The organism is Acinetobacter rudis (assembly GCF_000829675.1).
GTDB classification, from domain to species: Bacteria; Pseudomonadota; Gammaproteobacteria; order Pseudomonadales; family Moraxellaceae; genus Acinetobacter; species Acinetobacter rudis.
Map to the genome: position 1 here is coordinate 91041 of NZ_BBRX01000022.1, position 26352 is coordinate 117392.

At 40.5% G+C, this 26352-nt stretch carries 25 protein-coding genes and 1 pseudogene; 15 read left to right on the forward strand and 11 right to left on the reverse strand.

Annotation, left to right across the window (positions count from 1 at the left end; genetic code table 11):
* The first annotated feature begins 26 nt into the window (after nt 1–26).
* A complete protein-coding gene (locus tag Aru01_RS05915; protein WP_228128757.1) occupies nt 27–1871 on the forward strand; it encodes a sensor histidine kinase in 1845 nt (614 codons plus the stop codon).
* Between the two features lie 65 nt (nt 1872–1936).
* Here Aru01_RS05915 and Aru01_RS05920 read toward each other — a convergent pair whose 3' ends face one another.
* The 6 genes from Aru01_RS05920 to orn form a co-directional block, all read right to left on the reverse strand.
* Nucleotides 1937–2917 carry a fimbrial protein gene (locus Aru01_RS05920; RefSeq protein WP_016657492.1) on the reverse strand — a complete coding sequence of 327 codons (981 nt, stop codon included), beginning with the start codon at nt 2915–2917 and terminating at the stop codon, nt 1937–1939.
* Nucleotides 2914–5421, reverse strand: coding sequence for a fimbria/pilus outer membrane usher protein (locus tag Aru01_RS05925; protein ID WP_016657493.1), 2508 nt, complete (start codon nt 5419–5421; stop codon nt 2914–2916). Before Aru01_RS05925 ends, Aru01_RS05920 begins: the two co-directional genes overlap by 4 nt.
* 16 nt (nt 5422–5437) lie before the next feature.
* Nucleotides 5438–6169: a fimbrial biogenesis chaperone gene (locus tag Aru01_RS05930; RefSeq protein WP_016657494.1), complete on the reverse strand. Its 732-nt coding sequence runs from the start codon at nt 6167–6169 to the stop codon at nt 5438–5440.
* A gap of 31 nt (nt 6170–6200) precedes the next feature.
* On the reverse strand, nt 6201–6731 hold the full coding sequence (locus Aru01_RS05935) for a fimbrial protein (RefSeq protein WP_162183601.1): 531 nt from the start codon (nt 6729–6731) through the stop codon (nt 6201–6203).
* Between the two features lie 505 nt (nt 6732–7236).
* Complete coding sequence (locus tag Aru01_RS05940) at nt 7237–7971, reverse strand: Bax inhibitor-1/YccA family protein (RefSeq protein ID WP_016657496.1); 735 nt, start codon at nt 7969–7971, stop codon at nt 7237–7239.
* A gap of 210 nt (nt 7972–8181) precedes the next feature.
* The gene (gene orn / locus Aru01_RS05945; protein ID WP_040331443.1) at nt 8182–8742 is read right to left on the reverse strand and encodes an oligoribonuclease; all 561 of its coding nucleotides are present in this window, start codon (nt 8740–8742) and stop codon (nt 8182–8184) included.
* Nucleotides 8743–8867: 125 nt separating this feature from the next.
* On the opposite strand from orn, the gene rsgA reads away from it, so the two are divergent.
* From rsgA to secB, 4 genes are all read left to right on the forward strand, one after another.
* Nucleotides 8868–9923 carry a ribosome small subunit-dependent GTPase A gene (gene rsgA / locus Aru01_RS05950; protein ID WP_016657498.1) on the forward strand — a complete coding sequence of 352 codons (1056 nt, stop codon included), beginning with the start codon at nt 8868–8870 and terminating at the stop codon, nt 9921–9923.
* 91 nt (nt 9924–10014) lie between these two features.
* Nucleotides 10015–10428 carry a rhodanese-like domain-containing protein gene (locus Aru01_RS05955; protein WP_016657499.1) on the forward strand — a complete coding sequence of 138 codons (414 nt, stop codon included), beginning with the start codon at nt 10015–10017 and terminating at the stop codon, nt 10426–10428.
* A 10-nt stretch (nt 10429–10438) separates the two neighbouring features.
* Entirely contained in the window at nt 10439–10693 is a 255-nt protein-coding gene (gene grxC, locus Aru01_RS05960) for a glutaredoxin 3 (RefSeq protein WP_016657500.1), read from the forward strand.
* A 42-nt stretch (nt 10694–10735) separates the two neighbouring features.
* On the forward strand, nt 10736–11188 hold the full coding sequence (secB, locus tag Aru01_RS05965; protein WP_016657501.1) for a protein-export chaperone SecB: 453 nt from the start codon (nt 10736–10738) through the stop codon (nt 11186–11188).
* A gap of 75 nt (nt 11189–11263) precedes the next feature.
* On the opposite strand, the gene Aru01_RS05970 is transcribed toward secB, so the two are convergent.
* The 3 genes from Aru01_RS05970 to coaBC form a co-directional block, all read right to left on the reverse strand.
* The gene (locus Aru01_RS05970) at nt 11264–12097 is read right to left on the reverse strand and encodes an alpha/beta hydrolase family protein (protein WP_016657502.1); all 834 of its coding nucleotides are present in this window, start codon (nt 12095–12097) and stop codon (nt 11264–11266) included.
* Nucleotides 12098–12188: 91 nt separating this feature from the next.
* Complete coding sequence (locus Aru01_RS05975; RefSeq protein WP_016657503.1) at nt 12189–12800, reverse strand: alpha-ketoglutarate-dependent dioxygenase AlkB family protein; 612 nt, start codon at nt 12798–12800, stop codon at nt 12189–12191.
* Between the two features lie 56 nt (nt 12801–12856).
* Nucleotides 12857–14107, reverse strand: coding sequence for a bifunctional phosphopantothenoylcysteine decarboxylase/phosphopantothenate--cysteine ligase CoaBC (gene coaBC, locus Aru01_RS05980; protein ID WP_016657504.1), 1251 nt, complete (start codon nt 14105–14107; stop codon nt 12857–12859).
* A gap of 279 nt (nt 14108–14386) precedes the next feature.
* Between coaBC and Aru01_RS05985 the strand changes: the two genes are divergently transcribed.
* The gene (locus Aru01_RS05985; protein WP_016657505.1) at nt 14387–15307 is read left to right on the forward strand and encodes a bestrophin family protein; all 921 of its coding nucleotides are present in this window, start codon (nt 14387–14389) and stop codon (nt 15305–15307) included.
* Between the two features lie 30 nt (nt 15308–15337).
* Here the strand turns inward: Aru01_RS05985 and Aru01_RS05990 are convergent, their stop codons facing one another.
* Nucleotides 15338–16186, reverse strand: coding sequence for a PHP domain-containing protein (locus Aru01_RS05990; RefSeq protein ID WP_016657506.1), 849 nt, complete (start codon nt 16184–16186; stop codon nt 15338–15340).
* A 45-nt stretch (nt 16187–16231) separates the two neighbouring features.
* On the opposite strand from Aru01_RS05990, the gene Aru01_RS05995 reads away from it, so the two are divergent.
* The 9 genes from Aru01_RS05995 to secF all read left to right on the forward strand — a co-directional run bounded on the left by Aru01_RS05995 (nt 16232) and on the right by secF (nt 25858).
* Nucleotides 16232–16843 (forward strand): inner membrane-spanning protein YciB, encoded by a 612-nt coding sequence (locus Aru01_RS05995; protein WP_016657507.1) that lies wholly within the window; start codon nt 16232–16234, stop codon nt 16841–16843.
* A 10-nt stretch (nt 16844–16853) separates the two neighbouring features.
* Nucleotides 16854–17156 carry a YciI family protein gene (locus tag Aru01_RS06000; protein ID WP_016657508.1) on the forward strand — a complete coding sequence of 101 codons (303 nt, stop codon included), beginning with the start codon at nt 16854–16856 and terminating at the stop codon, nt 17154–17156.
* Nucleotides 17157–17160: 4 nt separating this feature from the next.
* Nucleotides 17161–17631: an SH3 domain-containing protein gene (locus Aru01_RS06005; protein ID WP_016657509.1), complete on the forward strand. Its 471-nt coding sequence runs from the start codon at nt 17161–17163 to the stop codon at nt 17629–17631.
* Nucleotides 17632–17758: 127 nt separating this feature from the next.
* Nucleotides 17759–19693 (forward strand): bifunctional tRNA (5-methylaminomethyl-2-thiouridine)(34)-methyltransferase MnmD/FAD-dependent 5-carboxymethylaminomethyl-2-thiouridine(34) oxidoreductase MnmC, encoded by a 1935-nt coding sequence (locus Aru01_RS06010; RefSeq protein ID WP_016657510.1) that lies wholly within the window; start codon nt 17759–17761, stop codon nt 19691–19693.
* A 186-nt stretch (nt 19694–19879) separates the two neighbouring features.
* Nucleotides 19880–21166 (forward strand): SecDF P1 head subdomain-containing protein, encoded by a 1287-nt coding sequence (locus Aru01_RS06015; RefSeq protein ID WP_016657511.1) that lies wholly within the window; start codon nt 19880–19882, stop codon nt 21164–21166.
* Between the two features lie 203 nt (nt 21167–21369).
* Nucleotides 21370–22500 (forward strand): tRNA guanosine(34) transglycosylase Tgt, encoded by a 1131-nt coding sequence (gene tgt / locus Aru01_RS06020; protein WP_016657512.1) that lies wholly within the window; start codon nt 21370–21372, stop codon nt 22498–22500.
* A 101-nt stretch (nt 22501–22601) separates the two neighbouring features.
* Nucleotides 22602–22931 (forward strand): preprotein translocase subunit YajC, encoded by a 330-nt coding sequence (gene yajC / locus Aru01_RS06025; RefSeq protein ID WP_016657513.1) that lies wholly within the window; start codon nt 22602–22604, stop codon nt 22929–22931.
* A gap of 55 nt (nt 22932–22986) precedes the next feature.
* Nucleotides 22987–24885, forward strand: a complete 1899-nt coding sequence (gene secD / locus Aru01_RS06030; RefSeq protein WP_016657514.1) for a protein translocase subunit SecD — start codon at nt 22987–22989, stop codon at nt 24883–24885.
* A 10-nt stretch (nt 24886–24895) separates the two neighbouring features.
* Nucleotides 24896–25858: a protein translocase subunit SecF gene (gene secF / locus Aru01_RS06035; protein ID WP_016657515.1), complete on the forward strand. Its 963-nt coding sequence runs from the start codon at nt 24896–24898 to the stop codon at nt 25856–25858.
* Between the two features lie 81 nt (nt 25859–25939).
* Here the strand turns inward: secF and Aru01_RS18325 are convergent.
* A pseudogene (locus Aru01_RS18325) lies at nt 25940–26352 on the reverse strand (hypothetical protein); the annotation flags it as partial.

The following is a 26352-nucleotide window of genomic DNA, read 5'->3' on the forward strand; positions in this document are numbered from 1 at the left end:
GGGTGTTTTTATGCTGTATGGTGAGCATGTCTTTACATGCATCACCTACAGAAGTCTTGCATTTTGATGATCATCAATGTAAAGCTCAACTGAAGCAAATCCGTTCAACCAGAGATGCTCCTGAGCTAACCACTCGACACTGGGTCAATGTCAACTTACCTGATCGATGGGAAAACCGTTGGAAAGGTTATAGCGGTCCTGTCTGGTATCAAATTCGCTGGTCACAGCAATGTGATAACACTCAAAATACCCCCATTGCTTTGGCCATACATAGTATTAGCATGGCGGGCGAAGTGTATCTAAACCAACATTTGATTTGGAAAGATCGTGCTTTAGTAGAGCCTTTGAGTCGCAGTTGGAATGCTCCTCGATATTGGATGCTGTCACCTGCACACTTCAACACAGGTCTCAACCAACTTGATATCAAAGTCGTTGGTGTCGCCACGCAAACCCCCGGTCTTGGCGAAATGCATTTGGGACAACCTGACATCGTCATCGCCAAACATGAACACTATACTCTTTTCAACCGTACTTTATATTTCGTTAACTTAGTTGCCTCTCTGACCTTAAGCACCATTACTTTTATCATCTGGCTACTTCGATCCAAAGAATCCACCTTTGGCTGGTTTGCGCTGACTTCATTTTTTTGGGCGCTCTTTGTCTACAACATACTGAGTTTTGACATCTATCCATTTAGCAGCACCATAGCTTATTCTAAATTCAATATGTGCCTGCTGATTTTATATAGCTTATGCTTTATCACCTTTAGTTGGCGTTTTGCTAATCGAAAATTTAAAAAAATTGAAATTTTATTGTGGAGTATTGCAATCGCGATATGGCTATATATTGCCGTTGCTTCAAATAACACCTTGCAACTCGCATTATTCATCGGTTTTTTATATGTCGTTGCACTATTTCTCCTCAATTGCATTGCGTTCCAATGGATTGCTCTTAAGTCAGAACAACCAGAAGTCCGTTTTTTAGCCTTAGTCTTTTTACTCTACATTGTGATCTGTATACATGATGTCACTAAAATTTTACTACAACATCAAACAGGTATCTTCATCACCCCGTTTAGCGCACCTTTGATGACTTTGGCGATTTCCTTAATATTGGCTTGGCGTATCGCGCGCAATATGAACCATATAGAAAATTTCAACCAACAACTAGAATATAATATTGAGCAAACCAAACTTGAATTAAAACAATCCTTAGACAATAAGCATCAACTTGAAATAGAAAATATTCGCCTGCAAGAACGTATTCACCTCTCTCATGAATTACATGATGGATTGGGCGGTTCATTAGTCCGCTCCATGTTCTTAGTTGATAAAGCGGAACAGTTTGATAAGCAACAATTTATGTCTATTTTAAAATTATTACGTAATGACTTACGGCAAATCATCGACTCAGGATCAAGTATTGGTGTCACTGTCCCTGAGTCTCCAATCATCTGGGCAGCCCCTTTGCGTCGCCGCTTTGTGGAAATTTTTGATGAGCTCGATATACATTCAGATTGGGATATACCGCAACAATGGCCTGTACAACCCACTGCATTAGAGTTCTTAACCATGGCACGAGTTACAGAAGAAACACTAACGAATGTGCTCAAACACAGTCGAGCCAAAAATGTTCTTATTAGCTTAGTGTGTCATCGTCATCATCCACAAGAAATGGTCTTAAACATTGAGGATGATGGTATTGGCTTTGATCCAACCAAAGTACAAACAGGCCTCCATGTGGGTTTACATAGTATGCAAATACGTGTGCAAAGAATTGGCGGTATTTTAAAGATCCAGTCACAACCTGGGCGAACCCAAATCGAGGTAATTTTATGTCGACAAAAACATGATCTATCTCAACCACATTAAAAAAAACCTTCCAATACAGACATTGGAAGGCAAAAACGAATCAGCTTGAGGCTCAATTCTAAAAATTATTGGTAAACCATATTCATGGTCATAGTGGCATATACCTGCCCAGGTGTAAGCTTTTCAGCAGTTTTATAATAGCTTGCCGCAAGTTTAATCTGCGGCAATTGCGTTTGTATGCCTCTAAAGTTTATAAAGGTTTTGGGTATTACAGGATGATTACTAAAATCTGTTAAATACAAGGCAATACCTACACCTTGAGCATCGCCCATTGCCTGTCTATTTTTCAATACATTTGCTGCGATTGCTGTAGGATCCCGTTGATAATCGAAACTCACTTGAATGGATTGTGCTGACTGTCCTGGTGCACAAACAAAACCTACGACAAAATCATGTCTTCCAACAGTTTGCCCAACCGCTGTGAGTTGTGTTGCTTTAATTGGTTGCATATGAATATTTTGTAAAATACTTTGCTCATTAAAACCACAGCTTGGATTATTTAAGACGATACTGTTTGCCTGTATTTGAGTCTTTAAAATAGGGCGGTTTGGACTATCACCATCGAAATAGAAATACGTAGACATCCCCGTTTGTAAGGGCCCAGCTCCAGTAAGCATATCGGTTTTAACCAGCTCTACCGTCAACTGTTGTCCAAGAGCTTTTTCCGCTGAATGAACGAGTGCTTGATAGGGAAATGTAATGGCTTCACCATGATCAAAAGAGAAACGAAGACCTACCCCAGCAATATTACTCCGATACACATTAGCGAATTGACTAAGTTGCCCCCCTTGAATAATCCCCCTTATCGATCCCCCTGATGAATCACAACGAACAGTAGCCTGATTCATTTTCGCTAAAGAAAAATCACGTGTATGTAAAACAGCCCCCACTGGCAGCTTAGGATCAATGCTAATATTTCCCAGATCTAAATTCAGTGTCTGCTCTAGCATTGCATCAGGTGCGAGACTACATGCTGCCCATAGGTTTTGGCTCAATCCGCATAAACCAATACAACTGACAGTCAATAAAGTTTGTTTATAGTTCATTGACACTGTTCCTCAACCAATTGATAGCCATCTTTTTTGAGTGCCTGTGCCGTAAGTGTATAAGACACCTGACATTGATGTTCTTCAGACTCACCCCATTTAACGTACAAAGTATTACTTAGCTCTTCTGTCCGTAACATAATTTGACTGGCTTGGCTTACCACCCCAACAAGTTTGTTCTGTGCATCATATACATTGGCTGCAAAAGGCAAATGTTCACCAGAAACACGTTTGGCTTTAATCACCAGCGGAAAACCAGCTTTCGTTTTAAACTCTACCCGAGAAATTGCACCTGCATATGGCGCAAGTTCTACACTATTTGACAATAACTCAACCTTAGATAAAGCGGCCTTAGGATCAATTGAAATTTCATTTAAACGGTAGGGTGTTACATTCGGAATTACAGCATAACCGCGATGATCTATTTTCAATCCAGTGGTATTATTTACTGAACTTCCTGTGGCTTGATCGGCCTTAACCAACACCATGGTATCAACCATATCTGGACTAAAACTAACCCCTTCTGCATGAGCAACCACAGCTCCTGTCAAGTTTGCACCCCATTGATCATAGTCTTGCCCACTACTAGCTGAAACAACTGCGGTGGCATAAGGACTACGGTATTGTAGGTTTGCACTTAAAGCACGACGGTTATAACCTACATCAGAGGCAGTTACACCGTAACTAAATACATTGTTTCGATCAAAACTGCCTGAGATATTGGTGTTATTACCATAATCTGAGGTTGTATGGCTTAAGTTTAAGTTACGTCGTTTAAATTCTAGAGGTAAAGATAAAGTTAAAAAATAATGATTGTCTTTGTTTCCTTGACCATCCCATACTTTTTGCACAGATAAACTATAATTTAACTGTTTGTAATGATTGCTATATCCTAATTGAAAATCAGATTGAGTTTGTGATTGTCCCCAATATTCACGCCACGAACCGAGAAAATACATACTTCCCCATGCATCTGGAAAATTCTGATTTAAAGATAATTCATACTGACTTCTATAACGTCCAAGCTGATCAGCAGATAATCCTCGACGTAAATAATCTTGTGTGTTGTTGGCATCTTGGAAATTATAATAACCAGAGGTGGAATAATGTGATGCGGCTAAACTCAAATTGGTATTTGTCGGTCGCCACATTTTACTATAACCCAGCTTATAGCTCTGCCCTTGACTGGTTTTTTTATCTGTATTGGGGAGATCAGTCGATGCATGGGTAACATCAAATGAAATTGCTCCCAAGCCTGTAGAAAATGCACTCCCCAACTGAAAAGCACGATAGTTTTCGGTTAAAAGCGTCCCTGTATATGCCGTAACGGTATTATTGATGCCGTGTTGGTAACTCCCCTGCAAAAAATAATCTTCTTGTTGTAGATTCTTATTGCGAACTTGGCCAGCAGTGACTGCATAACGCACATTGCCAGGACGTAGCATTTTTGCCACGGAAGCATAAGGCACATTAAAACGTTGAATTTGACCATTGGCTTCACGAATAGTGACCTGTATTTCACCGCCATAACCTGTGGGATACAAGTCATCAATAACAAATGCACCAGGGGCAACAGACAATTGATAAATCAATTGATTATTTTGACGAACCTCAACCATCGCTTGCGTTTGTGCAACACCACGAATCACTGGTGCGTAGCCCATTTGAGTTTCAGGTAACATCCGATCATCACTACGTAGCTGAGCACCAGTAAATGCAAAGCTATCAAATAGCTCACCTGATGTATAACTTTCACCCAGAGTAACGACAGCTTTCAACATTGGGAAAGCGCGCTGTGCATAGCTATTAATATTGTTATATTCAGAATCTATACCTTTTTGCCTTGTAGCAACAGCATTGTGGCGAAACTGCCACCCTGCTAGGTTTATTCCAGCATTTAAGGATAAATATTGTAGATCCACATCTTCGTGGTCATAATACGTTTGCTGCGTATTAAAACTATAACTTAAGAAACCAGCATTAATACCGCGATCCCAAGCTTCGGGTGATACATACCCACGAATATTTCGTTTTAAATAAGCTTGAGGAATCGAAATATCATAACGCATTTCATTAAAGTTAAAACGAGTGCTCGCACTGTCAATCCAACTTGAAAGTGCTTGGCATTGGCTGTGTTGTTGTATTTTTTCTGAATCAATACCAAGTTGAGTTAATGAAGCAAAATCAAAACAGTGATCTATAGCTTTGCTTGATTCGATTGCTTTAAAGTCGAGCTCTTTTCTCCCCATCCACTGACCATTCACATAGATATTGAGTAAGTAGCGACCTTCATGTATTGGGTTACCATAAGCATAGTCAGAGAATTTAATTCCTTCTGCTGTGCCAAATAACATCGATTGATCAAATTCTGCATAATTCGATACTGATGTAGCACTTGCAGTCATTCCCATCATATAAATAGGAAATGCAGCAGCAAATAAACCCACCTGTAGACAACAACGGGTCAACAGCTTGATTTTAAAGCTGGATTTTATTTTATCCATGACTGCCCCTAACTTATTATTTTAAATCAATTTTGTGCTGATTTAAGCCCCCATAATCATTGATACTTTCCATTTCTAAGCTTTTTACAGAACGATCTGTGAGGGAGATATTGTGCTGCTGAAAAGGTGCAATCATGACTCCTTCAGGTGCTAACTCAGTTGACTGCTGTGTAGAAGAAACAGTTTTCAAACTTGAAATATTGACAAAATACGCTGTCGGATTATGAATTTCGACTTCATTCCCTGTCTTTTTCCACGATAGATAAGTCGGTGCATAAAGCGCTTTGTCAGCAAGTTGTGCTGGCCGATAAAATAATTTAATTCGGCTACGAATCGCAATTTGGAGTAAGCTTTGATCTTTTGCTTTTTCTAATTCACTTGGTTTTGGCTTAGCAGGAATATCTAATATATTGAGCCAGAAAACAGATTCACGGTCTTTTGGCAGTTGATCATCGATCAATGAAATTTGAATACTTTGTCCAGTATTTGCATCAACTCGGCTCACAGGCGGAGTTAATACAAAAGGAACCTCACTTTGATCCGGTGTGATGTCCGCATTACCATCATCAATCCAAGCCTGCATCATAGCTGGTGTAGAACCTTCATTCTTCACCTGAACCGTTACCACTTTTTCATCACTTGGATAAATAACCCGCGTACCACTAATTACTATTGCGGCATGAGTCATAATGCTAGAGCCTAACAATATAGCCAGAATACCACTATAACCCATTGATTTTGCAAACATATCACACCTTCAAAAGTTTAAATATAAACGATTATTTATAATCAACTTTAAATGTAGCGTATGACTCTACAAGACCTTGAGTTGCTTTACCTGTTGCATAGTAACGTGCAACAAATGGATAGCTGATAACAGCATCATCAACTAAAGCTTCTTTATAATGGCTTGTATCTTGTTGGCTAAGATCAATTGTTTGACCATTTGCCATGATTTGAATGTTTACGTTATTCGCACTAAAAGGACCGTTATAAGTATTTTGCAAAGTACCTGAAGTGCTGTTCACGTTGATTTGGTCGAACTTAACACCAGCTGTTACACCCGCAGTACAGTTCACAAATTCAATGTTAAAGTTTGCTTGTTCAGTCGATGTTGCACCAGCTGTCATCAAAGATGAAGAACGAACTGATGGTAAAAATACATGCTGATTTTCAGAAGTGTTTTTTACTTGGCAAGTTTGACCATACACGAAACCATGGAAATTCACTTTACCTGTAGTACCTGCAAAGCTTGAGCCGGCATAGAGACATAGTGAAAGCAATGATAAAGAACCAAGAAGTTTATTCATTTTTAAATACCATTTGATATCAAAGACCCCAATTCTCATTCCATGTAGAAATTCAAAAATTGAAATCAAACATTAATTTAACCAGACCTGTGATACATCATCTGGAATATTTATACCGACAAGGTATGAACATATTTAATGCTTTTTAATATTATATAAATATCCCAAGATCTTGGTATTTTTAATTATTTTTCAATAACTTATATTTAATTTACATATTAAATATACCTAATTCTAGGTATAGCTTAAATTATAAATAATCTAGCTTAAAATAATTTAATATTTAATTCATAGCGCCTGATTTATTAATATAAATTAAGTTTAAATTAAACTTAATATTCATATGATAAATAACATCTTTACACACATTATTGTGATTAATTTCACGTATTTATTTTTTAAGTTAAGCTATTGATTAATTTAATCTCCCTAGCAACTTTTACACTGAAAAAAAAAGACAAAAAAAATGCGCTGTAAACAGCGCATTTTTTATTGAGCGAATAACTTAGTCATCGCCTTGAATCAAGCTCAATAAGCGTAAAAATGAATAGTACATCCAAACAAGAGTTGCTAGCAGTGCAATACCACATAACCACTCAAATGCTTTAGGAGCACGTTGTGCAGCAGCTGTTTCGATCATATCGAAATCAAGAATAAGGTTAAGTGCAGCAATTACAGCAACAAACGCCGCAAAGCCAATCCCCAACCAGTTGCTTTCAAATACATAAGGAATGCTTGAACTAAAAGCTAAGCGCATAACCATTTGCACAACAAAAACCAGTGCAATTGCAATCGTAGCTGACATAACCACAGCTTTAAATTTTTCAGTTGCACGGATGATTTGCATACGATACAAAGCAAACATCACCAAAGTCGTAACAAAGGTTGCTAAGAGTGCTTGTAGTGGAATTCCTGGAAATTTCACTTGGAAAATAACAGAGATACCACCTAAAAATGCACCCTCAAATAATGCATAAGGAATGGCTAAGGTACGTGCAGTATTCGGCTTAAATGTAGCAATTAACGCGAGGATGAAACCACCAATCGCACCAACAATTGCCCCTGCATATGCCAATTGAATATTGAGGGTAAGGAAACTATAAACAAATAAAGCAAGCCCAACGCCCGCCGCAATGAGCGTCAACAGGACAGATTTTTGAATAGCGCCTTGAACACTCATGGGCTGACTCATATCAGCATAAGTTTCAACACGATTAAGAATAGGGTTTTGACTTTGCATATCTAACTCGTTAAATATTTTGAATTTTATAACATATAAATTGGGTATTCTGACAGCAGATGATGCTGAATAAATCCCTGACCATTTTTATAAAAACGAATATGAAGAATATAAGCAGTGACCAACCAGCAACTAGGTCAAACTTTACTCAATATAACACATGACCATAATTTGATCATGTGTTCGGTATTGAGATTAAAGGCTATGTGTTTAATTGTCGTTATTGGTAATAAAAAAATACTGGCGATAATATTTGAGTTCAGCAATCGAATCACGAATGTCATCCATCGCTAAATGCGATGCATTTTTCTTTAAACCACTCATGATTTCTGGGCGCCAGCGCTTTGCTAACTCTTTCACAGAAGAAACATCAAGGTTACGGTAGTGAAAATACTGTTCTAGCCCAGGCATTAAACGGTGCATAAAGCGGCGATCTTGGCAAATTGAGTTACCGCACATAGGCGAAACTTTTGGATTTACCCATTTTTTAAGGAATTCAATCGTTTGCTGTTCTGCATCTTGAGCAGTCAATTTACTGCGACGTACACGTTCAATCAAGCCAGACTGGCCATGTTGACGCGTATTCCACTCATCCATTGCATTAAGTACAACATCAGATTGATGTATTGCCAATACTGGGCCTTCAGCTAAAATATTGAGATGGTCATCCGTTACAATTGTAGCAACTTCAATAATATAATCATTATCTGTATCTAGACCTGTCATTTCCAGATCAATCCAAATCAAACGTGAATCAGGCGTGCTACTCATAAACTTATAATCTTCATCAGAGTAAAAAACCAATATACTAGCAAATTTCTTAGTCATTCGCTGTAAATAGTCACGCTTACATGATATTTTGCCAGTATCAATACATTGGTATGATTAGGATATGAATGGCTTTAATTCGTAAAAGACGTCTGACTGAACAACAGCAACGCCGTATTCAAAAACAGCAAAAAGCACGTCAAGAAGATATTGATACATCACATGACTTAGAAGGTTTAGTGGTGCAACACTACGGACGCCAACTCGAGATCCAAGCACTTTCCCTCCCCGAACAACTTCCTATACGCCCAAGTACTGCCGCTGGCGAACCTGAGGCTTTTTGGAAGGAAATTGAGTTAGGTAGTGTTTGGCGCTGTCATACCCGTACCAATCTAGAAATGCTGATCACGGGTGATCGTGTAAAATGGCAGGCCGATCCCAATACAGGGCTTGGAATTATTACTGCGATCCATCCTCGTCAGTCCTTACTGACACGTCCAGACCGTTATCATAAGGTTAAGCCTGTAGCTGCAAACATCAGCCTGATCGTCATTGTGTTTGCACCATTACCAGAGCCAGCACCGACTTTGATTGATCGATACTTAGTGGCCTGTGCAGACGCAGAGATACCAGTCTTACTATTGCTCAACAAAGTCGATTTACTTAAAGAAGCTGATCCGATCTATCAACTGATCGCGCAGTACCAAGAGTTAGGCTATGAGATCATGCAGTGTCAATCGACAGGTGATTTAACGGCATTATCACAACGACTCGATGGAGAAACTGTTGCCTTTGTTGGACAGTCTGGTGTTGGTAAAAGTTCGATCATCAATCATATCGTACCCAATGCACTGCAAAAGACCAATGTGATCTCAGAAAACTCTGCACTTGGTCAACATACCACGACTTCAACACGCTTAATTGCCTTTGGAGAAAATGGTGCCTTGATTGATTCTCCTGGTATTCGTGAATTTGGGCTCTGGCACTTAACCCTCGATAAAATTGAGAAAGGTTTTCCTGAAATTTCAGCTCACTTGGGCTATTGCCAATATCGCAATTGTACTCACACACATGAAAAACAATGCGCGTTAAAACAAGCCGTCAGTGATGGTAAAATTTTATCGCGACGCTTGGAGAGCTATTTAAAATTGCTCGAAGAGATTGCTGAGCAACAAAAAAATTAATTTTATGCGCCTATGCACTTGAAGCAGTGATTTTGATCACCATATATATGCGCTATACTTTGGACAATTTTGAATTGTAGTTAGGTGAATTGTGGAACGTTGGTTCGAATTTATGGGTAATCACCCATTCCTATTTGGTCTGTTGGCGGTACTCATTGTGCTGTTCTTCGTATTTGAAGGTCAACGTAATGGCCGTAAGATTTCACCGCAATCATTGGGTATTTTAGTTAAAGCTAAAAATGCAATGTTGATTGACTTACGTGATGCAAAAGACTTCCGTGAAGGCCATATTAGCGGTAGCCGCAATATTCCTTACAGTCAAATCAACAGCCATGTAGAAGAGCTTAAAACAGCAGATCGTCCATTGGTTTTTATTTGTAATCTTGGCCAAGTTGCAGGCAGTGCCTTACAACAAGTTTCACATACCGACAGCTACCGCTTAGATGGCGGAATCAGCAACTGGAAAGCCCAAGGTCTCCCATTGGTTAAAGCCAAAAAAGCTTAAAGGAAGCAAGATGTCAGCTAATGTAAAAGTATATTCTACCTCTGTATGCCCTTACTGCGTGCGAGCGAAACAACTATTAGAGCGTAAAGGCATTGCCTATACCGAAATCAACTTATCCAATGAAGCACCAGAAGTGCGTGTTGAGCTGATGGAAAAGACACGTCACCGTACAGTGCCACAGATTTTCATCAATGATGAATTTATTGGCGGTTTTGATCAGCTATATCAGCTTGATCGTGAAGGTAAGCTTGATCAACTCATATAAACCACAACCACGATCCAATCTTAATTTTTAGGAATGTAAACAATGAGTGAAGAACAACAAGCACAATTAGCTTTAGAACGTCTTTATACAAAAGATATTTCTTTTGAGGTTCCGGGGGCTGCAGTATTTACTAAAGAATGGCAGCCAGAATTGAATATTAATTTAAGTTCTGCAGCTGAAAAAATCGATCCAACACACTACGAAATTTCCCTAAAAGTTGTGGTTGAAGCGAAAAATGCTGGCGAAACTGCATTTATCGTAGATGTAACTCAATCAGGTATTTTCTTGGTTGATGGCGTTGAAGAAGATCGCCTACCGTACATCTTCGGTGCTTACTGCCCGAATATCCTGTTCCCATTCTTACGTGAAGCCGTTAATGACCTTGTTACTAAGGGCAGCTTCCCACAATTACTACTCACACCAATTAACTTTGATGCAGAGTTTGAAGCAAACCTACAGCGCGCTCAAGAAACTGCGGTTGAAGGTCAAGCATAAGTTAAGTCTCTTAGCTTTAAAAAGGACTGATTTCTCAGTCCTTTTTTTATAGCTTAAATGCTAAAAAAGCATATCTTAAGCAGCATCCTGTACATCAAAGAACTCTACAATCTCTTGCCATAACGGTTTGCACTGTATTTTCTGGAAAAAACCAAAGTGACCAATTGCCCGCATATCCAGTTCAGCTGGAACAATATGTCGATATTTCACGGTGCAATTTTTATATTCGTGATGTAGTGCACGCACTGCTGTTTGTGGTGCAAAAAAATCATCTTCGATTGAATAAGCCATAATAGGCTGTGTCATTTTTCGATGACCATCATAGTCATTAATGTAGTGTGGGTGACGCCCCCAACTTGCCCATTGTAGAGCCACACCTTTAGGTAAATTCTCCCCTAGACCAACTTTTTTAGAGGGAAAATAACCAAACAAGGGGGTAAGAGCAGGAATCAAACCAAACCATAAGGTTGCTAATTTTGCTTGCTTAAGTTTCGGCCAGTTTTTCCAGTAACCATGTTGAGTCGCAACCGTACAAATTGCATGGATAGCAGCAATCTGTTTGACCAAACCCAAGGCCTGTCCACCAAAACTATGCCCAAGCAAATATAAACGCTGACCACTAAAGTTTTGCTGACAATATTCAATCACAGAATTAAGATCTTTTTCTGCCCAATCACGCATCTTGACAGGGCTGTCTTTTACATCACCGTGTAGATTGTCACCAATACCCGTCCAATCCCAAGTCAACACTGAATAACCATTCTGCTGCATATATTCAGCAAATTGAGTGTAAAGTCGTTTTTTAACCCCAGTTGCAGGAGAAATGAGAAGTAATTTATCGCTATCTTTCGCTTCGAAATAACTCAGATTAAAATGATCGGTGCCTCGATCGATACGGAGCTGTTGCATAATATCCCTGTTCGCAGCTGAATAAACTTTAAACAGCATAATACTGACTTAGTCAGAAGTATAACGATTAAGATGAATGCTCAGTTTTATCTCAATTTGAGACAATGACTCGAAATGTTAAATTAATCCGAGGCTCAGTAACTTTTTTAGTTGGGGGCAACCGATGTAACCAATGTGTCTGAGTCTCAGCTTTCATTAGCAATAAACTGCCTGAAACCAAATCAAATTCAACTTTTTCTTGGCTACGTTTATGCTTAAACGCAAACTTACGCTGTGCCCCTAAACTCAGTGAAGCAATACAAGCATTCTGTTTTAAATCACGTTCGGCATCACTATGCCAAGCCATGCCCTCTTCACCACTATGATATAAGTTGAGTAAACAAGAGTTAAATTGCTCACCACTGAGCTGCTCAACCAAGGTTTTTAAAACCAGTAAGGTTTCAGTCCAAGGCCCTGCTGTTTTGGTGACATTAGAATAGGTATATTGAAAAGGATGATCCGCATACCAAGCGACTTTACGTTTTGTTTGAATCGCACGGCCAAAAATTATAGCCTGATCAGCTTGCCAGTTAATTTCCTGCCAGAGCTGCTGAAAATACTGTTCAGCATGCTGTAGTGACATCACTGGACCAAAATAATTTACCTCTCCATCACAAGGTAAATAGTTATGTTCAGGCCCATATGCATCTGAAAATAAATCCATATATTTGACCTCATCCTCAATGACTTGATGAACAACAAGGATGTGCTACAACGACTTTATTTCACACGTGCATCATGAATCGCTTCAACCAATTGCTGTGCAATTTCTTGTTTAGACGCTTTTTCTAACTCACGTTTATCCATTTTATATCGTTCAGCAAAAAAGACCGTCATCGCGTTTTGATCTGAGGCAAAACCAATATCAGCACGCGAAACATCGTTACAAGCAATCATATCTAACTTTTTCACCACGAGTTTTTCACTGGCATAGGCTTCAACATTGCGTGTTTCTGCGGCAAAGCCAACCATAAATGGGCGCTTACTTTGCCCTGCGATGGTCGCAACAATGTCCGGGTTTTTGACTAAAGCAACAGCAAGCTCATCACCTGCTTTCTTAATTTTATGTTCAGCAACTTCAGCAACACGATAGTCAGCTACTGCGGCGGTAGCAATAAATACATCACAGCCACGCTCTAAACTCTGCAAACTTTCATCGAGCATGTGCTTGGCTGAGGAAACATTAATTCTTGAAACACCATTAGGTGTATCTAAACTGACAGGCCCTGCAATCAAAGTCACTGTTGCACCTGCGGCATAACAAGCAGCTGCAATCGAAAAGCCCATTTTTCCTGTACTATGGTTGGAAATATAGCGAACTGGATCAATTGCTTCACGCGTTGGTCCTGCGGTAATCACAACACGCTGCCCTGCTAGTAAACCAAACTTTTCTGCAATAGCTCGCTCTGCCTGATGGAAATACAACTTGACTTGTTGAGCAATTTCTTCTGGTTCTGGCATACGCCCTAGCCCAACATCACCACAGGCTTGTGATCCAGCATCTGGCATAATGACATGCACACCATCCTCAATCAGCGTATTTAAGTTACGTTGAGTTGCTTTTGCTGCCCACATTTGCTGATTCATCGCGGGTGCAACCCAAACAGGTGCTTTGGTTGCTAAATATAAAGTACTTAAAAGATCATCGGCCAATCCAGCTGCAAACTTAGCCAGACTATCGCAGCTTGCTGGCGCGACCAACAATAAATCGGCCCAACGAGCCAATTCAATATGTCCCATGCCAGCTTCCGCTTCAGGATTTAAAAGTTCTGTATGGACAGGATTACCTGAGAGTGCTTGAAAAGTAAGAGGTTGAATAAAAGCTTGTGCGCCATGAGTCATAACAACACGAACATTAAAGCCATAATCTTTTAACCGACGAACAAGGATTGCACTTTTATACGCGGCAATACCACCAGTTACTGCAAGAAGAATATTTTTACTTGAAATCACACTCAGATCGAAGCTCACAAGCCGCTCACTTTTCCATTACAATGGCGCTCACAATAGCATTAAATAATCTTCATCCCAAGCCATTGATTAGAGAAAAATACATTTAAAACCACTCAACTGAGCTTGATCATTTATTGCGGATATCACCTTTGAAATTGCCTAAAATCAAGGTGAATTTAAGCTGTCGATTGTCGCAATGTGACAATCAGTCAAAAAACTTACATTCATCCACTTAACGTATTGACAAGCTGTCATGAAGTACGCAAGATCAACAAAAAAATTGATGATGCGTATCACATGATTGTCAGAGAAAATCGAAACGACACACTAAAATTATTATTTTCATGGCGTGGAACGATTTTACCCAAGGTTTTGCCACCATTAGGCATTGTTATGCTAATTTCTGCCATCGTTGGTGGTATTGAGTATGCAAATATTTACCGTTTTCCAGAATTACCTTTGGTCGGCTTTACCCTCATTGGTGTAGTACTCTCAATTTTTCTCGGATTTAAAAATACCGCCTGTTATGACCGTTGGTGGGAAGCTCGCAAGCTTTGGGGAAGTTTAATCGCTACTGCACGGCATTTTGATCGGAACTGTCGTATTTTCCCACAAGGCCGTAGAGAACGTATTATTCAACATGTCATTGTTTTTGCGAATTTACTACGTGACCGTTTACGTCATCAAACTAAAAATCCTGATGCACTGATGGAAACCAGTGGTATGAGTCAACAGGCGATTACCCAGCTCTATCAACAAATTAATGCGCCGCAATACACCCTTGGCCTAATCCAATGGGAACTCATGCAAGCCCTCAAAGAAGGTGAAATCTCAGATATTATCTACACGCAAATGAGTCAACATGTCACTGACTTAAGCTTGGTACAAACTGGTTGTGACCGTATTGCAACAACACCTTTACCTTATGCTTATTCGGTATTACTCAATCGTACTGTTTACTTCTTTTGTTTTTTATTGCCTTTTAGTTTGGGCTCACTTCTAGGTTTGGCGACGCCCTTATTGGTTGGAATTTTGGCTTATACTTTTTTAGGTTTAGATGCTTTAAGTTCTGAAATTGAAGAGCCTTTTGGTACGCAAAGTAATGACTTACCTTTAGACTCTATGGTTCGAACAATCGAAATTGAATTACTTAGTACTTTAGGGAAACCTACGCCACCACCGATCGTGGCCAATGACAACGATAATAATCTGTTATAAAACACACCAGCGTTAAAAGATGATTAAGAGTTAAAAATTTTGCCAAATACCGACTTGGTCGTCTTTAACTGCTGGTACATTACCTAAGGGTAGCCAAGGCATGTGCTCACCATGAAAATCACTACCAATAGAAACCTTTAGCTGATTTTGGGCAATCAAACAATCCATCATTTGTCGTGTTCCTGCTGGCTCGCTACGTTGTGGAAGTTCAGCTGCATCTCCACCGCATTGTGCAAAGAGTTCGAGCATAAAACGAATATTGGTTGCAGACAAATCATAACGTGTAGGATGGGCCAATACTGCATATCCCTGACTTTGATGAATAATCTCAATCGTTTCAGCCATGCTTGGACCAACAAATGGCACATAAGCCTTTTTGCCCTGTTTCAAATACAGATCAAATGCTTGCTGTAAACGCTTTACGACTCCCTGCTCCAACAGTGTTTGTGCAATATGCGAACGTGTAATACGCTCAGGCATCTGCTCTACTTTAGCAAGCACATCAGCATAGATATCTTTTTGTATACATGTCGTTAAGCGTTGACAGATTTCTTCAGCTCGTGCTGCACGTACACGCTTTTGTTCAAGGAGGAGTTGTTCTAGTGGTTCAGGTGCTTGCATATTTAGTGCAACAATATGTACTGCATAACTTTTTTTAGTGGATGGCCTAGACCATTGGCTCGAAATTTCAACACCAGGCACGATTTCTATCGCTTGGTTTTGTGCTGCAAGTTGTGCGCGAGCAACACCATCCATACTGTCATGATCAGTGAGTGCCAGTGTATGAATGCCTTTTGCTAAGGCTGCATCTACCAGCATTTCAGGGCTTAATCGGCCATCTGAAATATTACTATGCGTATGTAAATCGACACCAATCATGGTTTGTATTATGCTATCTCACCAATTCAATGACTGTACTTTAGCATGAAAGCGCTGTTTGATTATCTACCGATTATTATTTTCTTTTATTTCTATAAAACTACTGACCCTAAAGATAGTCATCACCCTTTATTAGAATTAGTGGGCAGTGCTGGCAACACTGATCAAAATCATATTTTAGTTGCAACTTGTGCCTTACTCATTTCAACTTTGGTTGTCTATGGGGTTTTATTTTTTGCACAAAAATTCAAACTTGAAAAAATGCAATGGTTTATCGTCTTTATGACGGTGGTTTTTGGTGGAATCACGCTCGCCTTTAGTGATATTACCTATATTAAACTCAAAGCCATTATCATCAATCTAGGCATCGGCTTTGGTTTCTTAATTACGCCTTTATTTAATAAAGAGCGTCTACCAATTATTCAAAAATTATTAGGTTCTGTGTTAGAGCTCACGCCAGCGGGTTGGAGAAAATTGAACTATGCTTGGTGTGGTCAGTTCTTTCTACTTGCAGCTTTACACTACTTCTTCGGTTTCCTCTATTTAAATGGTCAATATTGGGGCGAATTTACAGCCTTCGGTGATATTATCGTATCGCTCAGCTATCTAGCTGCTATACTATTTTTCTTGCGTCGCAATTTTAAAAATACAGATTAAGAGTAGCCTCATGCCGCAATTTCTCATCACATGCACGGACAGTGAAAATTCAACCGAAAAACGCCTAGCAGTGCGTCCTCGCCATCTTGAACGCCTTGAGCAACTTGCTGCTCAAGGTCGATTGATTGTTGCAGGCGCAATGCCCAAGCAACATGACAATCCTCAAGCTGGATTTTACGGCAGTACCATGATTGTGGATTTCGATAGTCGTGCTGAACTCGATGAATGGCTAAAACAAGAACCCTTCCTGATCGAAGGTGTTTATGCATCAGTTGAAGTCAAACCATTCAATAAAGCGCTGCCTAAAGGATAATTTTATGCGTGCTTTTATTTCAACTTTAGCTTTATTTGTTGCTTTACAGAGCACGGCTTGGGCAGTAGATCCTGCTACAGCTCAGACGCCTACACCAGCTGTTGCAGCCGCTGCAGCACCGGCTGCAAACCCTGCATCAGCTACTGATACCACAGCAGCCACAACTGCGGCAAAAAAACCGACTACAGCTGAAGAAATCGCAAAAGATAAAGCTCAGCAAGAAGCTAAAGTAAAATCTTTAGTCAAAGACCAAGCATCTCGCTTACAGCAACTTGAAAAAGCCAATTTAGATGCGTTAACGCAAAATCAAGAGTTACAACTCAAAAATGATAATTTGGCCGTTCAAGTTCAAGTCTTGCAAAGTGAAAGTAGCGCACAGATGTTTCTATATGGTGCTGCGACCCTAGCTGGTGGAGTCATCCTTGGATTTTTCATTGCTGGATATATCTATACCAAACGTCGTCGTCAATGGTAATCAGCCTGATCACATTTGAGTATTCGCATATTTTGGGTTAAACAGCAATTAATCTGATCAAATTATGATTTGATCAGATATTTTCTCCAGTCATTCATTTCTTATCATTCATTGGAAGGACAGTGTGGTGTCAGATCGCATACAAACCGCAGTTTTAGATTGGCAGCGTATTGATGGGATTGATATTCCAATTTCCACCCAGTTTGGTGATGTTTACTTTTCTAAAGACAATGGCCTACTTGAAACTCGGCATGTTTTTCTCGCAGGAAATGAACTTGAAACACGTCTTGCTGCCCTGACCAACCATGACTATTTCTGTGTTGCAGAAACAGGATTCGGTACTGGACTCAATATTTTAGCCTTAATGCAATTATGGCAGCAGGTTCGCCCAGATAATCACAGTCATTTACATGCAATCAGTGTAGAAAAATATCCGCTTACTCAAACTGATCTGCGTCGTGCACTTGCAGCTTGGCCTGAGCTTGCTGAGTTTTCAACCCAGCTTATCGCACAGTACCCTTTGGCCATCGCAGGTTGCCATCGCTTACACTTTCCAGAACAACGCTTTAGCCTAGATCTATGGTTAGGTGATGCACAGCAAGTCTTTCCCAATTTAGCAGCAACACACTATGTCGATGCTTGGTTCTTAGATGGCTTTGCGCCCTCTTGTAATCCTGAGCTATGGGAAGAGAACGTACTGGATAACATAGTCAGGCTCTCCACAGTTGGTACAACCTTTGCCTCATTTAGTGTGGCAGGTGTGCTTAAACGTGGTCTTCAAAAACATGGTATTCAGATCAGTCGACCACGTGGTTTCGGCCATAAACGTGAAATGCTCAAAGCCATTTATCCGAACCCTGATGCACAGATCACGCCACCACGCTTAGGTCAAGCTGTACAACAGCAACGTATCGCGGTGATTGGTGCTGGTATTGCAGGTTTAAGTGTTGCTTGGGCATTTGCACAGCGCCATCACCAAGTCGAACTATTTGATCAAACTGCTCCAATAGCAGGTGCCTCAGGTAATCCTCTTGCCTTGCTTAATCCCAAACTTTGCCCTATTGAGCAAAGTAGCGAACATCTTATGACTTTGTCTTGGCAATATGCACAGCGCCATTATCCACAGTTTTTAGGGTTTCGCCGCTTAAGCATTTATCAGCTCGCACAAAAAAATCCTGAAAGCTTGCTAGAACTTGCAACTCAATATCCTGAAAATGTTGCAACTGCTTATACTGCGAGCCAAACACCACTGGGACAGCAGCATGCGAGCCTATGTTTAAATGAAGCAGGTGCAGTTGTGCCTAAGCAACTGGCTGAACAAATATTAGGACAGCCAAATATTCAGTTCCACCAAGCAAAAATCACCTCTATTCAAGCCGATCCCACTCAACCCCAAACATGGCAACTACATAATCAACTAGATACTTGGTCTGGCTATGATCAGGTGATTATATGCTGTGCAAAAGCCAGTGCAGAACTCTTTAATACCAGTACATCTCAGCACTATCCCGAGCTAAAACCGATTCGAGGTCAAGTCAGTTGGCTCAACAATGTTGCGCATACCCTGCCACAAAACCAAGCTTTTAGTTATGGTGGCTACTGTATGCAGCTCGATGAACAACGATTGATTTTAGGGGCTTCATTTTACCCTGGACGTGAAGATGATCAGGTGCTTGTCGAAGATCATGTGCATAACTTAGAACTTATCAACAGTGTGGCGGCAGATTTTGCTAAACAGCTCAGTCCTGTTGAAGAATGGTCAGGACGTGCCTCTGTTCGCGCTCAAAGCCCAGATTATTTCCCATTACTCGGTACAATGGTTGAGGCCACTGCAACAAATCCAGCAATCTATACCTTTGCTGGCTTAGGCTCCAAAGGCTTTTTATTTGCACCACTGTGTAGTGAAGTGCTAGCAGCCTTAGTCTTGGGCGAAGCTTGCCCAATGCCACAAAGTCTTGTCAGCAAACTCAATCCTTTGCGTTTTTTGAAAAAAGTGAGAGTGAAAAAGCCTTATTATCAGGCAGAGACGACTCAGCAAAAGCCATTAGATCGAGCAGACTAAATCCTTCCCCTATAGATAAAGTTGCTGATTCATAACAGTAAATCCTAGACTTAGTCGTGGTATTGAAGTAAATAATCCAATACGCTTGTGTATGTTCAAGTCTTAGCTGCAAGTAAACTCAACATTTTCTAATCATAAATCAGTCGTGTAAGAGCACAACTTTTTTAAATTTTAAGAAGAAAGCAAATGCCTCATTCAGCATGGAAATATTTACCGTTCTTGGTAATCCTTAGCATCAATAAAGTAGATGCACGGCCAGGTTTGTATCCTGATCAACCTGCAGTACAGATCCCTGCGACCAAAGCAGTGACGAGCATTGACCAAGGCTTGACGCCTAAGGCAGAGTCAATATTAACAAGTGAAAAAACAGTAACGCATACGAAGCATTTAAACAATAACACGGCTCCACTCCGTATAGGATCAACAACGGATCAATTTCAAGCACAAGCAGCTTTACGTGGTGGAATATACTTCCTCCTTGAAGTTGATATGAATAAAGCCATTGCACAACGCATGGCAACCGTAGTCACTGATTTAGACCGTCAATTACGTGGAAACAAACTAAAATTTAATAAGTTATCTTATAGTAATGATGCGATTACTCTACAGTTTGCCAATCAACAAGATCGCAGTATTGCAGCCAGTTTTTTAGCTACGAATACAGCTAAGCAATTTAACCAGCAGGCCTTAGTCACTGAAAATCGCCCGATTTTAAAACTCACTTACAGTGATACAAAAATTCAGGAAATCCAATCTGGCATACTCAGCCAAAACCTGATGTCCCTACATAACCGGATTAAAGCACTTGGCATCTCTGAATCGACGGTACGCCCCCAAGCAAACAACCGCATCGAGGTTAAACTTCTTGGTGTACAAGACCCGATGCTAATAAAATATATCTTAGCTCGCCCCCTAACACTTGAGTTTCGTATGGTTTCAGATCTCAATGATCAGATAATCGACCGATCCACAGGCCAAGCGATAGGGACTTTAGCTGCAGGAACTGAAGTATTTGCCCTCGACTCATTAGATAGCGGAAAACAAATTTTACTCGACCATACTCGTCTTTTAACGAATGAACATATTCAAAGTATTTCAACAAACCATGACCAACTAAGTGGACTAGCACTGGTGTCTGTGAACCTAGACAGTACAGGCACTAAACTCATGGCTGATGCAACACGTAGCGCCATTGGTAAACGTATGGCCATATTACTCATTGAAAATAAACTACGAATTACGTCTATTGCCGACCCCAAAACAGGTGAAATGATCGCAACATATATCCCATATACTGAATCTGTAGTGATTAGCGCTGCAAAAATCAATGAGGTATTGGGTTCTAGTTTCAGCATCAATAGTATATCAATAGAAGAGTCCAATAAGTTGGCCTTGATGCTTGGTTCAAGTATTTTGGCTGCCCCCATGTACCTCATTGAAGAGCGTGTTTTTGAGCCAAATGTGAGGCAATAACACCAAATTAATGCTCAAAACACAATTGAGTTTAAGCAACATGACAACACGCTTCGTATTTGCGCGATTCTAAAAAACGATCCAAATTTTAGTGGTTTAAAATAAGTAACATTGCTGGCTTTCGTAAAGAAAATCAGTGAAAATAATCCCCTTTTGCAACAATTTATCAGCGAACTGTTTTTTCGCCTTGATTCGGATCATTTATGAAGTTTGAGAAATTAGCGCAGTCAGGTCGTGCCCGTCGTGGTCGCCTCACCCTAGAACATGGTGTGGTTGAAACGCCTGTGTTTATGCCTGTCGGTACTTACGGTACAGTTAAGGGCATGCTGCCTCGTGATATTGAAGAAATTCAAGCACAAATCATTTTAGGTAATACCTTTCACCTCTACTTACGCCCTGGCTTAGAAGTGATTAAAGAACATGGTGGCTTACACGAGTTCATCAAGTGGGATAAACCCATCCTCACTGACTCAGGTGGCTTCCAAGTATTTAGCTTAGGGGCTATGCGTAAAATCAAAGAAGAAGGTGTAACTTTCCGTTCACCTATTGATGGTTCAAAAGTATTTTTGTCGCCTGAAATTTCAATGGAAATTCAACGTGTACTGAATTCAGACATTGTGATGATCTTTGATGAGTGCACCCCATACCCTGCAACACATGAAGAAGCACAGAAGTCTCTCCAGCTTTCTTTACGTTGGGCTAAACGTTGTAAAACAGCTCATGAAGAAAATGGTAACCCGAATGCTCTATTCGGTATCATTCAGGGTGGGATGTATGAAGACTTACGTGATGAATCATTGACGGGTTTACTTGAAGTCGGCTTCGATGGTTATGCCATTGGCGGATTATCCGTAGGTGAACCTAAAGAAGAAATGCTCAAAGTCTTAGACTATTTACCTGCTAAAATGCCAGCAGACAAACCACGTTATCTGATGGGTGTAGGTAAACCTGAAGATATCGTTGAAGCGATTCGTCGTGGTGTCGATATGTTTGACTGTGTCATGCCTACACGTAATGCGCGCAACGGTCATTACTTTGTTACGGATGGCTTAGTACGTATTCGTAATAGTCAGTATCGTCATGATCAACAACCGCTTGATCCACACTGTGATTGCTATACTTGTAAAAACTTTACCCGCGCTTATTTATTTCATTTAGAGAAGTGTGGAGAAATGTTAGGCTCGATGCTAGGGACAATTCATAATTTACGTTATTACCAACGTTTTACTCAACAAATTCGTGATGCCTTAGACAATGGGACTTTTGATGACTTCGTAACTGATTTTTATCAACGTCGTGGATTAGAAGTTCCACCTTGTCCAGAAGATGACTGAGACAGCATTTGCGCTGACTCTCAAGACAAGGTAAATTGCAAAACAAATTGATTTAAATGTCAGCTGAAATGACAACCACTTTTTAACTTTAGGATATAACCATGAGTTTATTTATTTCAACTGCCCATGCTGCAGATGCAACAGCACAAGGTCCAGGTATGATGGCCAACTTGTTGATGATTGCTGTTTTTGTTGCAATTTTCTACTTTTTAATCTGGCGTCCACAATCTAAACGTGCCAAAGAGCATCGTTCGCTGATCGAAAGTTTAGGTGAAGGCAGTGAAGTAGTTTTTGCGGGTGGATTAATGGGCCGCATCATTAAACTTGAAGGTGATTTTGCTGTGATTGAACTAAGTCGCGGTAATGAAGTAAAAATCCAACGTGCTAGTGTAATTTCAGTCTTACCTGAAGGTACACTCAACAATCTCTAATCATAAATCAGTCGTGTGAGAGCACGGCTTTTTTTTAATTTTAAGAAGAAAGCAAATGCGTTATCCGGCATGGAAATATTTACTGATCTTGGTTGTTCTCGTGATCAGTACAATATATGCACTGCCTAGTTTGTATCCTGATGAGCCTGCGGTTCAAATCTCTGGTGCCAAAGCTGGTACTACCATTGACCAAAGCGTGATACAAAAGGCAGAGCAAATATTAAATAGTGAGAAAATAGTAACTCACGACAATAGTTTTAACAATAACGCCGCTTTACTCCGCTTAAGTTCTACGACTGATCAGCTTAAAGCACAAGAAGCGTTACGTGTTGGACTAGGTGACACCTACGTTGTTGCACTCAACTTGGCTCCAACTACACCTGAGTGGTTGCAAAAAATTGGTGCCAAACCAATGAAACTCGGCTTGGACTTACGTGGTGGGGTACATTTCCTCCTCGAAGTTGATATGAACAAAGCCGTTTCACAACGTATGGAAACTTCAGCTACTGATTTACGTCGTCAATTGCGTGAGAACAAACTAAAATTTAATAACTTAATTCTTAGCAACAATGTTATTACTCTACAGTTTGCCAACAATGAAGACCGTAGTGCGGCTGCAGACTTTTTACGCGGTAACGGTGGTAACCAGTTTAATCAGCAAGCCTTAGCAACTGAAAATGGCCCTATCCTAAAACTGACCTATAGCGATACAAAAACTCAGGAAATCCAGTCTGGCGCATTAAGCCAAAACTTGATGACCCTACGTAACCGTATTAATGAACTCGGCGTTTCTGAGGCTGTGGTACAAACACAAGGTAGCAACCGTATCGTGGTTGAACTTCCTGGTGTACAAGATACAGCAGCAGCAAAACGTGTCTTGGGGCGTACAGCTAACCTTGAGTTCCGTATGGTTTCGGATCTTAACGATCAAGTGATTGATCCGTATACAGGACAACCTTCTGGGACTATCCCTGCTGGAACTGAAGCATTTGCCTTAGATTCTTTAGATAGCGGTAGACAAATTTTACTGAACCGTACTCGTATCCTTACTGGTGAACGTGTTCAAGGTGCTTCAACGACTTACGACCAACAAAGCGGTCAACCACAAGTCTCTGTCAATCTAGACAGTGCTGGCGGTAAGCTAATGGCAGATGCTACACGTACTGCGATTGGTAAACGTATGGCTGTATTGTTCATTGAGAGCAAGCAAAAGATTTCTTCTATTGCCGATCCTGAAACAGGTGAAATGGTTGAAGTCCGCACACCATATACAGAATCTGTAGTGATTAGTGCTGCAACGATTAAAGACGTCCTCGGCTCTAACTTCGTCATTAACGGTATGTCTGTACAAGAGTCAAATGAATTGGCCTTGATGCTACGTGCTGGTGCTTTGGCTGCGCCGATGTACTTCGTTGAAGAACGTGTGATTGGACCAAGTCTAGGTCAAGAAAATATCGATAAAGGTCTATTGTCTACCCAAGTTGGTTTTATCTTAGTTGCGCTTTGGATGGTGGTTTTCTTCCGTCTCTTTGGTGTGATTGCCAACGTTGCATTAGTCCTTAACCTTGCCATGATCTTAACCATTATGTCTTGGTTAGGTGCATCCCTCACCCTACCAGGTATTGCGGGGATCGTGATTACCATTGGTATGGCTGTCGATGCGAACGTACTGATCTGTGAGCGGATACGTGAGGAAATCAAATGGGGGGCTTCGCCTAAACAAGCGATTGTCGCTGGTTATGACCGAGCTTATAACACCATTTTCGACTCCAACTTGACCACGATGTTGGTTGCTGCGATCTTGTTCTTGATTGGTACAGGCCCGATCAAAGGCTTTGCTGTGACATTAATGATCGGTATTATGTGCTCGATGTTTACTGCGATTACAGTAACACGCGGTATTGTACAGATCATCTATGGTAAAAAACGTAACTTGAAAAAGTTGAGCATATAGGAGATCACTGATGACAGATATGACTCAACCACCGAAAAAGTACGGTCGCCCAGATGACGAACGCGTCATTAACTTTTTGAAGATCGCTGCTCCTGCAGCAATCATCTCCATCATTTTGACCATCGGTAGTTTGTTTTTCCTTTTCAGTAAAAATCTTAACTTAGGTTTGGACTTTACTGGTGGAATCTCGGCTGAGTTGAACTATCAACAAGCAGCCAATCAAACTGATGTGATTAATGCGCTTGAAAAAGCGGGCTTTAAAGATGCCATGGTACAAACCTTAGGTACACAAAAAGACCTCTTGGTGCGTATGCCAGTACAGGCTGATCTTAAAGTTGAAGACTTAAACAACACCATTACGGCTGCAGTACAGTTACCAAACAACCCTGCCAAAGTACATAAAGTGGACTCTGTTGGTGGTCAAGTAGGTAATGAGCTTTACTTACGTTCAGCGGGTGCTGTCGCACTTGCGCTGATCTTAATGCTCGTTTATGTGACCATTCGCTTTGAGTTCAAACTCGCTATTGGTGCGGTACTCTCCTTGTTCCATGATATCGTGGTTACACTCGGGGTGTTTGCATTGATGCAGTGGCCATTTGACCTCACTGTTTTGGCTGCATTGCTTGCGATCATCGGTTTCTCACTGAACGATAACATTGTTGTATCTGATCGTATTCGTGAGAACTTCCGTAAAATCCGTGGGGCAACTCCAGCTGAGATCGTCAACATTTCCTTGACTGAAACCCTACGTCGTACCATTCACACCTCAATGACTTTACTCTTGGTTGTATTGTCTATGATGTTCTTGGGTGGTGACGGACTAAAATGGTTCTCTGTTGCCATGTTTATTGGTGTGTTCGTCGGTACTTACTCTTCGATCTATATCGGTACAACCTTCGCTCTTTGGCGTGGTCTCAACCGTCAAGACTTCATTGTTCAAGTTAAACCAGAGTTTGAAGAAGAAGCACCTTAAGCTCTCTTCGACCATTTAAGCAAAAGCCGATCACATGATCGGCTTTTTCTGCTCTGGCATTAAGATTTCAACACTGGCCTGCTAGCACATCCCCCACATATATGGACTGCTCATCAGCTCCTTCAGTGCCTGAAAATCTTTAAAGCTATGTAAAATAATTTCATCACGTTTTAAGCGCTTTCCCAGCTCAGACCAGTCTTGCTCATATTGTGCATGCAAATCACTGACCTTAATCTTGCGGTTGATTGACAACATCCGCTTACTCCAATTAAATGAATAGATAATCTCATCTACGTCCTGAGTAAGTTTTTCCAGTTGCTCTTCTAACATGATGTTATAAGCCTTCAATTGCTGATCTGCCAATTGTTTTACTTGCTGACCTAACTGAAGTTGCAGCGCCAACAAAGCAAACAAATCCTTTGCCTCATAAGCCTGATTGGCCTGTTGTAATAACTCAGTTTTCTCATGTTTTTTCTGTTCATCTTGTTCACGAT

Coding starts and splice junctions, on each gene's coding strand:
- Aru01_RS05915 (WP_228128757.1), top strand. CDS start 27: ATGTCTTTACATGCATCACCTACAGAAGTCTTGCATTTTGATGATCAT.
- Aru01_RS05920 (WP_016657492.1), bottom strand. CDS start 2,917: ATGAACTATAAACAAACTTTATTGACTGTCAGTTGTATTGGTTTATGC.
- Aru01_RS05925 (WP_016657493.1), bottom strand. CDS start 5,421: ATGGATAAAATAAAATCCAGCTTTAAAATCAAGCTGTTGACCCGTTGT.
- Aru01_RS05930 (WP_016657494.1), bottom strand. CDS start 6,169: ATGTTTGCAAAATCAATGGGTTATAGTGGTATTCTGGCTATATTGTTA.
- Aru01_RS05935 (WP_162183601.1), bottom strand. CDS start 6,731: ATGAATAAACTTCTTGGTTCTTTATCATTGCTTTCACTATGTCTCTAT.
- Aru01_RS05940 (WP_016657496.1), bottom strand. CDS start 7,971: ATGCAAAGTCAAAACCCTATTCTTAATCGTGTTGAAACTTATGCTGAT.
- orn (WP_040331443.1), bottom strand. CDS start 8,742: ATGAGTAGCACGCCTGATTCACGTTTGATTTGGATTGATCTGGAAATG.
- rsgA (WP_016657498.1), top strand. CDS start 8,868: ATGGCTTTAATTCGTAAAAGACGTCTGACTGAACAACAGCAACGCCGT.
- grxC (WP_016657500.1), top strand. CDS start 10,439: ATGTCAGCTAATGTAAAAGTATATTCTACCTCTGTATGCCCTTACTGC.
- secB (WP_016657501.1), top strand. CDS start 10,736: ATGAGTGAAGAACAACAAGCACAATTAGCTTTAGAACGTCTTTATACA.
- Aru01_RS05970 (WP_016657502.1), bottom strand. CDS start 12,097: ATGCAACAGCTCCGTATCGATCGAGGCACCGATCATTTTAATCTGAGT.
- Aru01_RS05975 (WP_016657503.1), bottom strand. CDS start 12,800: ATGGATTTATTTTCAGATGCATATGGGCCTGAACATAACTATTTACCT.
- Aru01_RS05985 (WP_016657505.1), top strand. CDS start 14,387: ATGATTGTCAGAGAAAATCGAAACGACACACTAAAATTATTATTTTCA.
- Aru01_RS05990 (WP_016657506.1), bottom strand. CDS start 16,186: ATGATTGGTGTCGATTTACATACGCATAGTAATATTTCAGATGGCCGA.
- Aru01_RS05995 (WP_016657507.1), top strand. CDS start 16,232: ATGAAAGCGCTGTTTGATTATCTACCGATTATTATTTTCTTTTATTTC.
- Aru01_RS06000 (WP_016657508.1), top strand. CDS start 16,854: ATGCCGCAATTTCTCATCACATGCACGGACAGTGAAAATTCAACCGAA.
- Aru01_RS06005 (WP_016657509.1), top strand. CDS start 17,161: ATGCGTGCTTTTATTTCAACTTTAGCTTTATTTGTTGCTTTACAGAGC.
- Aru01_RS06015 (WP_016657511.1), top strand. CDS start 19,880: ATGCCTCATTCAGCATGGAAATATTTACCGTTCTTGGTAATCCTTAGC.
- tgt (WP_016657512.1), top strand. CDS start 21,370: ATGAAGTTTGAGAAATTAGCGCAGTCAGGTCGTGCCCGTCGTGGTCGC.
- yajC (WP_016657513.1), top strand. CDS start 22,602: ATGAGTTTATTTATTTCAACTGCCCATGCTGCAGATGCAACAGCACAA.
- secD (WP_016657514.1), top strand. CDS start 22,987: ATGCGTTATCCGGCATGGAAATATTTACTGATCTTGGTTGTTCTCGTG.
- secF (WP_016657515.1), top strand. CDS start 24,896: ATGACAGATATGACTCAACCACCGAAAAAGTACGGTCGCCCAGATGAC.